Source organism: Peptoclostridium litorale DSM 5388 (assembly GCF_900141635.1).
Classification (GTDB): domain Bacteria; phylum Bacillota; class Clostridia; order Peptostreptococcales; family Peptostreptococcaceae; genus Peptoclostridium; species Peptoclostridium litorale.
In genome coordinates this window covers 40,571-52,306 of record NZ_FSRH01000002.1, presented here as the reverse complement: position 1 = coordinate 52,306, position 11,736 = coordinate 40,571, and the positions used below count along the sequence as shown (strand labels likewise).

The following is an 11,736-nucleotide window of genomic DNA, read 5'->3' as shown; positions in this document are numbered from 1 at the left end:
GATTTTTTGAATAGAGATGTAGAGGTGGCGATTGAACTGGCGGTGTCAGCGGGGAAAAAAATCCTCGAAATATATGATTCGAAATTTGAAATTTCGCTTAAGGAGGACAAATCCCCGCTGACTGACGCGGACAAAGCTGCAAACAGAATTATTGTGGAGGGTTTGAAAAAGGAATTTCCAGACCATGCGGTATTGTCAGAAGAAATGCAAGACGACCTATCGAGGCTTGAAAGTGAATACTGCTGGCTTGTTGATCCGCTTGACGGCACCAAGGAATTCATAAACAAAAACGGAGAATTCACAGTAAACATAGCACTAGTCAAAGACGGACATCCCAAAATCGGGGTGGTATATATCCCTGTAACCGACGAGCTGTTCTTTGCCAAGCAGGGCATGGGGGCTTTTCACAGAAAAAAATGCGTGGATCAAACAATTTCAACAAGCAAAAGGACTTCGAATTTAACCATTCTAGTTAGCAGATCTCATAGGAGCGAAGCTGTAGACAGGCTCATCGAGCAAAACAGAGATAAAATAGGGGATGTAAAGGAGGCTGGAAGCTCTCTTAAAGGATGCCTCATCGCCAAAGGCGATGCCGACGTCTATTACAGATTTGGTCCGACGAGAGAGTGGGATACGGCTGCAATGCACTGCATAGTGGAAGAAGCTGGAGGAATAGTAAATCAAATTGACGATACAAGGCTCATATACAACAAGCGCAATACACTCAATGAAAAAGGGTTTTATGTGATAAATAGAATAGAAAACAAGCTTATATGATGCTTATGAAATGAATAATCGGAATTTCATATTGACGAATATCTATTTCATTGGTAGAATATTACTCAAGAACAGATGCATTGCGGATAATAACCGACTAAATCGATGGGTGAAATGGGTATAGGCGATCGATATACCGGAGGTGTAGAATGAATCATTTAGATAAATTGGAAAGCAAGAGTATACACATATTGAGAGAGGCATACAGTGAATTCAAGAATCTTGGGATGTTGTGGTCGATAGGCAAGGACAGCACAGTGCTTCTTTGGCTGGCAAGAAAGGCATTCTTTGGGCATGTGCCCATACCGCTTATACATGTCGACACACATTACAAGATTCCCGAGATGATAGAGCACAGGGATAGACTGGCCAGGGAATGGCAGCTGGACATGATTTATGGCGAGAATAGCGAAGCAATTGAAAAAAAGCTGACTTTTCCGGACGGTAATGTAACTCGCATGCAGTGCTGTAAAAATCTTAAGTCCGAAGCGCTTAAGAATACATTGAACGGCAAATGGCCGAGATACAGGTTCAACCATGACACTGATAGATACGAGCTGGATAAGAACACAGAGCCATACACAGGAGTAATAGTTGGTGTAAGGGCGGATGAAGAAGGCAGCAGATCCAAGGAAAGGTATTTTTCACCTAGAAATGTAAACAATGACTGGGATTTAGGCGACCAGCCGCCGGAGTTTTGGAACCAGTATAAGACTGATTTTGCTCCGGGCACTCATGTACGTATACATCCTCTGCTTGACTGGACCGAACTTGACATATGGGAGTATATAGAAAGAGAGAACATACCTATGGTATCGCTCTATTTTGACCAGGGAAGCGGAACGAGGTACAGGTCGCTAGGCTGCTATCCATGTACCGGGGCTGTGGAATCCACTGCGAGGAATGTGCGTGAAATAATAGAAGAACTCAAGATAGGGAAATTTTCCAATATTGCCGAAAGGTCAGGAAGGGCTCAGGACAAAGAAGACGGCGGTGGGCTTGAGGAACTTAGAAAAGATGGATATATGTAGACCAATAAGACGGGGCGGTGATTTAAGTTGAATAGTCTGGATTTTATTAAAGAAAGTATGAACATTGTAATCGTTGGGCACGTTGACCATGGTAAAAGTACTATCATCGGGAGGCTGCTTGCAGATACAGATTCACTTCCAAAGGGAAAGCTTGAACAGGTGAAGGAAAAATGTAGAAGGAGCTCAAAGCCTTTTGAGTATGCATTTCTACTGGATGCTTTAAAAGATGAGCAGGAACAGGGGATTACAATTGATGCAGCCAGATGTTTTTTCAACACAAAAAAGCGAGATTATATAATAATTGATGCTCCCGGACATATTGAATTTCTAAAGAACATGGTTACAGGCGCATCGAGGGCCGAAGTTGCTCTTTTGGTAATTGATGCAAATGAAGGCATAAAGGAAAATTCAAAAAGACACGGATATTTGCTGTCTATGCTTGGGATTAAGAAAATTGCAGTGTTAGTCAACAAAATGGATCTGGTGGATTATGACGAAGAGATATATGAAAAGATAGTAGAGGGCTATACAGAATTTTTGGAGCAAATAGATATCAAGCCGGAAGCGTTTGTACCTGTGAGCGGTTTTGAAGGCGTCAATATTGCAGAAAAATCCAAAGAAACGCCATGGTATGGCGGAAAATCAGTACTTGACCTGCTTGACAGCTTTGAGACAATGAGGCCGGAGTTGGACCAGCCTTTTAGAATGCCTATTCAGGGAGTATATAAATTTACTAAAAAAGGCGACAAGAGGAGAATTGTAGCTGGAACCATAGAGACCGGAAAATTCAAAGTCGGGGATGAAGTGGTATTTTACCCGTCAGGAAAAAAGAGCAGAGTAAAAACCATTGAAAGTCTGAATAAAAGCGATATAAAAGAGGCGCATTCCGGATATGCCACAGGATTTACATTGGATGAGCAGATTTATGTAAAGAGAGGCGAGGTGGCGGCGCTAGCCAGTGAACAAAGGCTCGACTACTCAACCAGGATAAGGGGGAATATATTTTGGCTTGGAACCAAGCCTATTACAATAGGCAGCGAATATATGCTGAAAATTGGAACGGCCAAATCAATTGCAAAAGTTGAAAAAATAGTAAGGGTCATTGATGCATCAAATTTAAAGAATGAACAAAAAGGCCATGTTGACAGACATGATGTCGCTGAAATCATATTTAAAACTGCCAAACCTATTGCATTTGACCTGGCGGATAAGCTTTCAGCTACAAGCCGATTTGTCATAGTGGATGATTATGAAATTTCAGGCGGAGGAATAGTAGTGGAGTCGCTAGACTCCGAAGAAAACAAAACAGGCGAAGGCGTCTATGAAAACAGTTATATATGGGAAAAGAGCCTGATATCAAAGACGAAAAGAGCTAAAAAGTACGGGCAAACACCAACACTAGTATTGCTGGCAGGAAATGAGGATTCCAACATTTATGAGATAGGAAAGCAGCTTGAAAAACAGCTTATTGAAGAAGGAAAAAATGCCTTTTTCATTGGAATAGGGAAAATAAAAAATGGAGCTGTCGTCAGCGAGTTTAATCCTTATGGAAATGAACATATGAAAAGATTTGCTGATACGTCAAATCTGCTTATTGAAGCTGGCAACATTGTAATTGCGGTTGCTTCTGGACTGGGTGAGCAGGAAATTGACATTATCGGGACTAGAATTGATGAAAATGATATTTTAAAAGTATGGCTAGGCAGAGATAACGAGGAAAATATTTCCGATGATATTGATATTAAAGGCGATGTGACAGTAGATGGTGGGGTCTCTGAGATAAAAAAACATCTTGAGAAGGAAGGCATAATATTCAAAGCTGGATAAGGAGGTTGCATATGACTATAAAAAAAAGGGGCCTATATATGACCAGCAAAAAAAGAAGCTTGTTCAAGACCATTACATGGAGGGCTACTGCAACCACAACCACACTGGCGCTTGTGTTTATGTTGAGCGGGCAAATGAAGTTTGCCGGAACTGTAGCACTTTTGGAATTGTTCATAAAGATGTTTATTTACTATCTGCATGAAAGGGCCTGGGAAAATGTAGAGGTAAAGGATACAATAGAGTACCATATATAGAGATATTGTGAAACAGTTTAAAAACAGGGCTGTTGAGGTATATATGCCAATATTGATGGAACTGCTGCTTCCGAGATTACTATTGACAAGAGGAATTGTAAATGTTATTTTTTACGTAAAACCGATAGGAGAAGTGTAATAAATGAAAATTTCAGTAAGAAGCAGATATGGAATCAAGGCCATGGTAGACCTTGCTATAAATGGAACTACAGGTCCGGTGCCTCTCAAGCAGATCGCTGAGAGGCAGGGCATCTCAGAGCGCTATCTTGAAAGAGTATTTTCGCTGCTGAAAAAAAGCGGCCTTGTCGACAGCATTAAAGGCCCTCAAGGCGGTTATGAGTTGAGTTTTGAACCTAAGAAAATAACCATGAAAAAACTTCTTGAGACACTTGAAGGAAACCTGTCTTTTTCAGAAGATCAGGATAACGAGGATATTCTTGACGAATGCATTATAGAACTACTTTGGACAAAAGTAGATGAAAGTATTATGCAGGTTATTCAAGAGCTCACACTTTTGGATATGGTTGAAGATTACAAGAAAAAAACTGATAGTTCAAAGTATATGTATTATATATAGTTAATTTGGATTTTGAGAATAAATGGATTAAAAGCACTGTCTAAAACGATTATAGAGGAGGATACTTATGAGTAAAATAGCAAAGAGTTTAACGGAACTTATAGGCAACACGCCAATGCTTGAGTTGACTAATTACAATGTGGCGAATAAGGTGGAAGGAAAGATTATTGCAAAACTGGAATACTTCAATCCACTTGGAAGTATAAAAGACAGGATTGGATACGGCATGATAGAAGATGCAATTGAAAAAGGGCTTATAGACGAAGATACGGTTATAATTGAGCCGACAAGTGGAAACACCGGTGTTGGACTAGCTTTTGTATCTGCTGCAAAAGGATACCGTTTGATACTTACAATGCCTGATACTATGAGTGTTGAAAGAAGAAACCTACTTTCGGCACTTGGTGCAGAACTTGTTCTTACACCTGGAGCAAAGGGAATGAAAGGCGCTATAGAAAAAGCGGAGGAACTCGCGAAGGAGTATGAAAAGTCATTTATTCCCCAGCAGTTTGTAAATCCGGCAAACCCGCAGACACACAGGCAGACAACTGCTCAAGAAATACTGAGGGATACGGATAAAAAGGTTGACATATTCGTAGCCGGAGTGGGGACAGGAGGAACACTCACAGGAGTTGGAGAGGTTTTAAAAGAGGAAATAGAAGGTGTGCAGGTAATCGCGGTTGAGCCAATGGACTCTTCTGTGATTTCAGGCAATAGTCCTGGTCCCCACAAGATTCAGGGGATAGGTGCAGGATTCATACCAGAGAATTTGAATGTTGAAATAATTGATGAAATTGTAAGAGTCAGCAATAAAGATGCATTTGAGGCGTCAAGGAAGGTGTCGAGGGCGGAAGGATTGCTGGTTGGCATTTCTTCAGGTGCAGCGCTTTATGCAGCGACGCAGATTGCAAAGAGACCTGAAAATAAAGGGAAAAATATCGTTGTAATACTGCCTGATTCCGGTGAAAGATATCTATCTACAGAGCTGTTTGCAGAATAATCCAAGGCCGGAACATGCTGAACATGTTCAAACTGGTAAAAGCGTGTAATGTCATAAACTAAATAAATATATGTGCGATATGTATATTTAAATATAAAACAATCCACATATTGAATCCCTCGGAGAATCCCGAGGGATTTTTTTAGGAATAGTGAAGTTTTTAAAGATCACTTAGTTTGCCCTCGGGCAACTACTAATTATACTTTAGTAATCAACAGTGATTAGGGTAATAAGATATTAACATATCGATTATTAAATGTCACATTGCAGGACGTGAGAACTTATAAAGGGAGGGAGGATTATGGCAGCAAAGAGAACCAAAGGATTTTGGATTATAATGATCATGGGTAAACTGCTACTTTTGATATTGATTGTCGGGCAAATGATGGCTTTCATCAATTATGACTTCACAGTTTCACTAGGGCTGCAGGAATCAAAGGACATAATTGGCGAAATGGGAGTGGCCGTAAACAAGGGATTTGGAGTCGGGGACACCATCATATACACTCCAATACTAGCAATAGGTCTTATAGGGCTGTGGCTTAGAAAAATGTGGGGTGTAATTGCAATGACAGGAGCCCTTGCGATTACAGCTTATTGGCCCATGGTTTCAATATTCATATTGATATACGCAAAAAATGTGCCTGGATTTAATTTTACAAATTATGCGTCTTATTCGATACTGCTTTCAGCCATCACAATATATGGCATTTGGGGAATGTGGTATCTGTATAAAAACCGAAAAATATTGGCATATGAAGAGTAGACTGGCAGGGGAATCCCTGCTTTTTTATGCAGCCAGTTATAAACGGACACATATTCTTAAATTGTTATTATCGTAAATGATAATAACATCAAAACACAAAATTGACTATATCTATGGTAATATAATTGAAAAATCAAAGTATAAAAGCGCAGCACTGCAATAATGCTAAAATACATGATGCAGTACTTATTAAAAACAAAAGGGGGAAATTATGAATGAACACATATTGAAAAATGGAAAAGAAATAATAATAAGAAAAGCTAATCCGAAAGATGCACACAATATAATTCAGTACAAATCACTTGTAGGAGAAGAGCCTGACTATCGTACATTTGAGACTGATGAGATGGACTTTAACATTAAAAGAGAAGAGTGTAGTATCGAATCCATAAATGTTAAAAAAAATTCACTCATGGCTGTAGCTCTTATAGACGGTGAAATTGTTGGCTTGATTGTGTTCAGGGGCGGCGAGAGAAACAGAATAAGGCATGTTGGAGAAATGGGTATAACTGTAAGGAAACCCTGCTGGGGGCTTGACATAGGAGGTCTTCTTATTGGATTTTTGATTGAATGGGCAAAAGAGACAAGAATTATTAGAAAAATAAATTTAAGGGTCAGATCTGACAATGAAAATGCAATCCAGCTATATAAAAAGTATGGTTTCAGAGAAGAAGGAATGCTTACTCGAGACTTTCTTATAGATGAAAATTTGTATGATTCTATAAGCATGGGCTTACTAATAGATTAATTTAAGAGAACGTGGATGGTAAGATATGTGACTCTAAATGGGTATTCATAATATAACTCCACTATCATATTGCTTTAATGAAAGGGTGATGCCCATGGGGAAAACTACAATACAGGAAAAAAGCTGGATTATGTACGACTGGGCAAATTCCGCCTATTCAATCACAATAATGACGGCCATCCTGCCTATATACTATAAAATAACGTCCTCCCAGGCGGGGTTAGAATTAAATATTTCAACCGCCTACTGGGCATATGCAAATACAATTGCAACATTAATAATATCTATAATGGCACCATTACTTGGAACTTTGGGTGATTACAAAGGAAATAAAAAGAGGCTATTCTTGTCGTTTTGGGGAGTGGGAGTTGTTTTTACAGCCATGCTTTCAATTGTGACGATTTCCAGATGGCACATATTAGTTTTGTTTTATATTTTGAGCATGATAGGGTTTGCAGGCGCCAATATTTTTTACGATGCATTCCTTGTAGATGTCACAAGTAAAAACAGAATGGACAAGATTTCAGTAGTGGGTTTTGCATTCGGGTATATTGGAAGCACAATACCTTTTACATTAAGCATACTCATAATTGCATTCCATTCAAAAATAGGCATATTGGAAATCACATCATATAAAATTGCATTTGTCATCACAGCCATCTGGTGGGGAGTTTTTTCAGTCCCCCTTATAAAGAATGTCAAGCAGGTATTCTATATTGACATTGAGCCAAATCCAATTAAAATGAGCGTTAAGCGACTGTTGAACACAATTGTTCACATAAAAGAAAATAGGCATATATTCATGTTTCTTGCTGCCTATTTTTTCTATATTGACGGAGTGAGCACAATAATAAAAATGGCTGCAGCTTATGGTATTGACATCGGCCTAGGCACGGGCGATTTGCTGGCTATACTCCTTGTGACTCAGATTGCAGCATTTCCATTTGCGCTGCTCTATGGAAAGCTTTCAGAGATTTACTCAAGCAAACGGATGATACATGTGGCGATTTATATTTACATTTTCATATGTATTTTCGCATATCAGATTGACTCAGCATCGGAATACTGGGTTCTTGCACTTTTGGTCGCCTCTTCTCAAGGCGGAATACAGGCGTTAAGCCGTTCGTATTTCGGTAAAATCATACCGGAAAAAAAGTCAAATGAGTTTTTCGGATTTTACAATGTATTCGGCAAATTCGCTTCGATAATGGGCCCGCTCATATTCGGGATGATATCCCAAATCACGGGCAAATCACAAAATGCAGTCTTCGGCATTGTTGCACTATTCATTACAGGTGGAGTAATACTTGCAAAATTGCCGGCTGAAAAATGAAAAGGAGGGGCCTTAAGGCCCCTCCTTTTCATTCATATATTCTTACCTTTTAATCTCATTTGATGTCAGCCGATTGGCAGAGGGCTTTTTCGAGTTCATCTGGAACATCTGTACCTATTCGGTATTTTTTGCCGCTCTTCATTACTATTTCAACAGCATCAAATCCGGAAACGTTGTAAAGCCATCCTCGGGGAGTCAAGTGAATTCCCCAGCCATAGTACCAGCGGTTTTTTACAATGCTGCATGATTTTATTTCACTCAGTGCTAATTTTTTTCGGATTAGCCCTATTCCAAACCTAATCCTCAAAAATTCTTCATCAATTTCAACTGTTAGAGTTGTAAACAATGCCATTACAATTACAATAAGGACTAACACCCATGCGGCTATCAAATCAAATCCAGAAATAATCACTTGGTAAGTGACAACAGCCAGCACAAAAGAATATATTATTATAAGCAGGTATCCTATTTGCGTATGCACATAATGCCTGTTCATATCAATCACTCCTTTGAAAATTCACGAGTAATACCAGATGGCCATATTGTTTTCTATACAGATGTGCATAATATAGAAGAAGCCATTTTAACTCTCATCTATATACATTTTTAACGTTTCCATAGCCTCTTCAAAATGCTTTTGTACAGTCTGCTCGCTATATATTATCTTTTCATCATCAAAAAGGGTTCGCCCAAATCTGAGAAGGCTGCTGTCATTAACCTCCTGTCTGTGATAAACCATTTCCAACATTGAAGGATCCGGTAAAAATTGCTTTGCCTTTGGATATGGTATATAGAATTTAAAGTAAACGTTAGGAGCCTTATCACAATCCTCTACTCTAATATAATAGCGTGAATAATAGTCTTCATCTATATCGCACCTGCAATCAGAACATCCCTTAATCACTTCCTCATTCATACCCAAATACATCCACCTGTCCATGAATACAGCATAGCTCCTTTGATCCACCCAATCCTCATAATGCTTGTCACAAAAATACAAGTCCATCTTATCGGGGTTGTCCGGCCTATAAAAATAAATCTTTGAAAAAGGCGTTTTGGTCAAAAGGATAAGGGCTTCGTCCTTCATGTTGTAGTAATTTTTTTTCTTAGCTCTGCACTCATCTCTTTTGCCAATGCGTGCACTGCAGGTTTTCATATGATATTCCTTAGCCCATCTCGAGACAATCACAGTCCAATATGCAAGCTGAAAGGCTGCACTCATGTACATATCCTCCTTTGCCCACTCTTTCACAGTATCTTTCCAATCGTGCTCAAAATCATCTTTTTTCATAATGGTTGAAGTTGCTGTTTCTTTAGCTCTTTGAGCTGTCTTTTTTCTGTTGCTCCTCTTTGCTTCCTCATGCTCTGTTCTCCAGCTTTCCAAATGTTTTGGCGTAATATGCATTAGTGAATACCTATCATACATAGGACATTTAATGGTTTTACCCCATTTGTTGAATTCATCCATATGGCTGACTTTCAGCTTTCCATCCTTTGTCCAGCGATCTCTCTCCCATCTAGTGCACTTGAGCATCTTTTCAACATCTGACGGATGAACAGCAAGCTCGGCTGAAAAATCCCTGAAAATCCTCTTGATCAAAACCTCATTACCGTCAATTTTATCAAGCACCATATTGATCAAATCGGATTTATTGTATTTATAAGCTGTTTCAAGCCCTAAAATCTTTTTAAGGCCCTCTTTGGTCAGTTTTTCTAATATATCATTCATTATGCATCATCCTCTCTTACAGCCGCCAGTATTACCGTTATGAATATTTATCATAGGGGATAATTGCCAATAGCTATATATGTAAACAGTTGATATGGACTTGCCATATAATTTTTAATACCCATATAATACGCTGTAAAATTACTATATGAAAAATCAAGTATGTCTTCTACTTGTTGGATGGATTTTCTTTTAATCAAATAAGCTAGGATCAGCCAAAATGCTGTGAATTACAATTGATTTTTGTGCACAATTCATACATCTATTTAATAAAATTTATTGTTATGTTATTAGGGTATAAGAATATAAACTGAGATAAGGATGTGTGATGAAATTTTCATTGAGAAAGGGTGAGTGCAATGTACGGTAATGAAAAACTTTTAAAAAAAGATATTATATATGATGATCAAGCTATAAGCGGCATTTTTCTCTCGTGCTACAATCATCTAATATCCCTATATGAGGACATTCTTAATATGGAGGAGAATCAATATTGTTATAGAGATTCAGAGCGAATTGAGGGTGAGATGTTTGAAGCCGAGTTGTTAAAAATAAGATATCAGTTTGAAAGCCTTATGGGTTGCTTTGTATATGCGTTTGAGTATATGGATTTGGAACCAACGGACATAGTCAAGCAATTTGTTACAGAGTATGATAAAAAGTCTTTTCTTGAAAGGATTAAAAAATTGAAAACATGATGAAAATATCAATCTGTTGAACAGAGCCTCGTGGCTCTTTTTTTAAGAAGAGTATTTATGAAACCCTGCAAAAATGTCGGGGCATCCTATTAGAAGTATTTATGTACTAACATATATTTTTAAAGAGGGAGGCTGTTTATATGATCAAAATTAAAGATCTAAGGTATAGTTACCCGTCATCCGACGTAGAGGTGATTAAAGGCATCAGCTTTGATATAGCCGAAGGTGAAATATTTGGTTTTCTTGGACCTTCGGGAGCTGGTAAAACAACTACTCAAAACATAATGATCAAGCTGCTGGATAATTATGAAGGCTATATAGAAATTTACGGCAGAGACCTGAAGAGTTTTGGGTCTGAGATTTATGAAAGAATCGGCGTGGGTTTTGAACTTCCAAATCATTTTCTTAAACTGACGGCCATTGACAATCTGAAATTTTTCAAATCCCTCTATTCGGGGCCAACTTGGAACTTGGAGGAACTGCTGGATGCCGTTGGACTGCTCGATTCTAAAAATGAAAGGGTGGAGCATTTCTCAAAGGGTATGAAAATGAGGCTCAATTTTGCCAGGGCGCTGCTAAACAATGGTGATATCCTTTTCCTTGACGAACCAACCATAGGCATGGATCCGGTCAATGTAAAAACAATAAAAAACATCATACTAAATGAAAAGGCAAAAGGCAAAACTATAGTTATCTCAACACATAACATGCAAATTGCCGACGACCTTTGCAACCGTCTTGCTTTTATTGTAGACGGTAAAATTATAGAACTGGATAATCCACAGGAGTTGAAATTGAAACATGGCAAAAACATGGTCAAAGTCGAGTATTATGCCAATGGAGGCATAAAGGCAAACTCATTTAGTTTAGATGGTATTGGGTACAATCAGCCGTTTCTCGACATATTGAAATCCCATAAAATACGGACTATCCACTCTCAGGAAATGACACTTGAAGATGTATTCATTAAAGTTACCGGAAGGAGACTTGGTTGAT

At 38.6% G+C, this 11,736-nt stretch carries 13 protein-coding genes; 11 read left to right on the top strand and 2 right to left on the bottom strand.

Translation table 11 applies throughout. The annotated features are described in order from the left end of the window. Nucleotides 1-6 precede the first annotated feature (6 nt). The 9 genes from cysQ to BUQ87_RS01905 all read left to right on the top strand — a co-directional run bounded on the left by cysQ (nucleotide 7) and on the right by BUQ87_RS01905 (nucleotide 8,313). Entirely contained in the window at nucleotides 7-777 is a 771-nt protein-coding gene (gene cysQ, locus BUQ87_RS01945; protein WP_038265350.1) for a 3'(2'),5'-bisphosphate nucleotidase CysQ, read from the top strand. Between the two features lie 149 nt (nucleotides 778-926). Further along, nucleotides 927-1,808: a sulfate adenylyltransferase subunit CysD gene (gene cysD, locus BUQ87_RS01940; RefSeq protein ID WP_038265352.1), complete on the top strand. Its 882-nt coding sequence runs from the start codon at nucleotides 927-929 to the stop codon at nucleotides 1,806-1,808. 57 nt (nucleotides 1,809-1,865) lie between these two features. Then, a complete protein-coding gene (locus BUQ87_RS01935; protein WP_187655936.1) occupies nucleotides 1,866-3,635 on the top strand; it encodes a sulfate adenylyltransferase subunit 1 in 1,770 nt (589 codons plus the stop codon). A gap of 11 nt (nucleotides 3,636-3,646) precedes the next feature. Then, a complete protein-coding gene (locus BUQ87_RS01930) occupies nucleotides 3,647-3,889 on the top strand; it encodes a DUF2061 domain-containing protein (protein ID WP_052636139.1) in 243 nt (80 codons plus the stop codon). Between the two features lie 142 nt (nucleotides 3,890-4,031). Next, nucleotides 4,032-4,466 (top strand): RrF2 family transcriptional regulator, encoded by a 435-nt coding sequence (locus tag BUQ87_RS01925; RefSeq protein WP_038265355.1) that lies wholly within the window; start codon nucleotides 4,032-4,034, stop codon nucleotides 4,464-4,466. Between the two features lie 67 nt (nucleotides 4,467-4,533). Continuing rightward, nucleotides 4,534-5,466 (top strand): cysteine synthase A, encoded by a 933-nt coding sequence (gene cysK, locus BUQ87_RS01920; protein ID WP_038265358.1) that lies wholly within the window; start codon nucleotides 4,534-4,536, stop codon nucleotides 5,464-5,466. A gap of 301 nt (nucleotides 5,467-5,767) precedes the next feature. Beyond that, entirely contained in the window at nucleotides 5,768-6,232 is a 465-nt protein-coding gene (locus tag BUQ87_RS01915) for a hypothetical protein (protein ID WP_038265361.1), read from the top strand. Between the two features lie 211 nt (nucleotides 6,233-6,443). Then, complete coding sequence (locus tag BUQ87_RS01910) at nucleotides 6,444-6,980, top strand: GNAT family N-acetyltransferase (RefSeq protein WP_038265365.1); 537 nt, start codon at nucleotides 6,444-6,446, stop codon at nucleotides 6,978-6,980. A 37-nt stretch (nucleotides 6,981-7,017) separates the two neighbouring features. Beyond that, nucleotides 7,018-8,313 carry an MFS transporter gene (locus BUQ87_RS01905; RefSeq protein WP_330391186.1) on the top strand — a complete coding sequence of 432 codons (1,296 nt, stop codon included), beginning with the start codon at nucleotides 7,018-7,020 and terminating at the stop codon, nucleotides 8,311-8,313. A gap of 55 nt (nucleotides 8,314-8,368) precedes the next feature. Here BUQ87_RS01905 and BUQ87_RS01900 read toward each other — a convergent pair whose 3' ends face one another. Both BUQ87_RS01900 and BUQ87_RS01895 read right to left on the bottom strand, forming a co-directional pair. Next, a complete protein-coding gene (locus BUQ87_RS01900; RefSeq protein WP_038265367.1) occupies nucleotides 8,369-8,809 on the bottom strand; it encodes a hypothetical protein in 441 nt (146 codons plus the stop codon). An 87-nt stretch (nucleotides 8,810-8,896) separates the two neighbouring features. Next, complete coding sequence (locus BUQ87_RS01895; protein WP_038265370.1) at nucleotides 8,897-10,042, bottom strand: hypothetical protein; 1,146 nt, start codon at nucleotides 10,040-10,042, stop codon at nucleotides 8,897-8,899. Nucleotides 10,043-10,401: 359 nt separating this feature from the next. Between BUQ87_RS01895 and BUQ87_RS01890 the strand changes: the two genes are divergently transcribed. Both BUQ87_RS01890 and BUQ87_RS01885 read left to right on the top strand, forming a co-directional pair. Continuing rightward, a complete protein-coding gene (locus BUQ87_RS01890) occupies nucleotides 10,402-10,740 on the top strand; it encodes a hypothetical protein (protein WP_038265372.1) in 339 nt (112 codons plus the stop codon). Nucleotides 10,741-10,880: 140 nt separating this feature from the next. Continuing rightward, nucleotides 10,881-11,735: an ABC transporter ATP-binding protein gene (locus BUQ87_RS01885; RefSeq protein ID WP_038265375.1), complete on the top strand. Its 855-nt coding sequence runs from the start codon at nucleotides 10,881-10,883 to the stop codon at nucleotides 11,733-11,735. Nucleotide 11,736 lies beyond the last annotated feature (1 nt).

Coding starts and splice junctions, on each gene's coding strand:
- BUQ87_RS01890 (WP_038265372.1), top strand. CDS start 10,402: ATGTACGGTAATGAAAAACTTTTAAAAAAAGATATTATATATGATGAT.
- BUQ87_RS01915 (WP_038265361.1), top strand. CDS start 5,768: ATGGCAGCAAAGAGAACCAAAGGATTTTGGATTATAATGATCATGGGT.
- BUQ87_RS01910 (WP_038265365.1), top strand. CDS start 6,444: ATGAATGAACACATATTGAAAAATGGAAAAGAAATAATAATAAGAAAA.
- BUQ87_RS01930 (WP_052636139.1), top strand. CDS start 3,647: ATGACTATAAAAAAAAGGGGCCTATATATGACCAGCAAAAAAAGAAGC.
- BUQ87_RS01885 (WP_038265375.1), top strand. CDS start 10,881: ATGATCAAAATTAAAGATCTAAGGTATAGTTACCCGTCATCCGACGTA.
- BUQ87_RS01935 (WP_187655936.1), top strand. CDS start 1,866: ATGAACATTGTAATCGTTGGGCACGTTGACCATGGTAAAAGTACTATC.
- cysD (WP_038265352.1), top strand. CDS start 927: ATGAATCATTTAGATAAATTGGAAAGCAAGAGTATACACATATTGAGA.
- BUQ87_RS01905 (WP_330391186.1), top strand. CDS start 7,018: ATGGGTATTCATAATATAACTCCACTATCATATTGCTTTAATGAAAGG.
- cysK (WP_038265358.1), top strand. CDS start 4,534: ATGAGTAAAATAGCAAAGAGTTTAACGGAACTTATAGGCAACACGCCA.
- BUQ87_RS01925 (WP_038265355.1), top strand. CDS start 4,032: ATGAAAATTTCAGTAAGAAGCAGATATGGAATCAAGGCCATGGTAGAC.
- BUQ87_RS01900 (WP_038265367.1), bottom strand. CDS start 8,809: ATGAACAGGCATTATGTGCATACGCAAATAGGATACCTGCTTATAATA.
- BUQ87_RS01895 (WP_038265370.1), bottom strand. CDS start 10,042: ATGAATGATATATTAGAAAAACTGACCAAAGAGGGCCTTAAAAAGATT.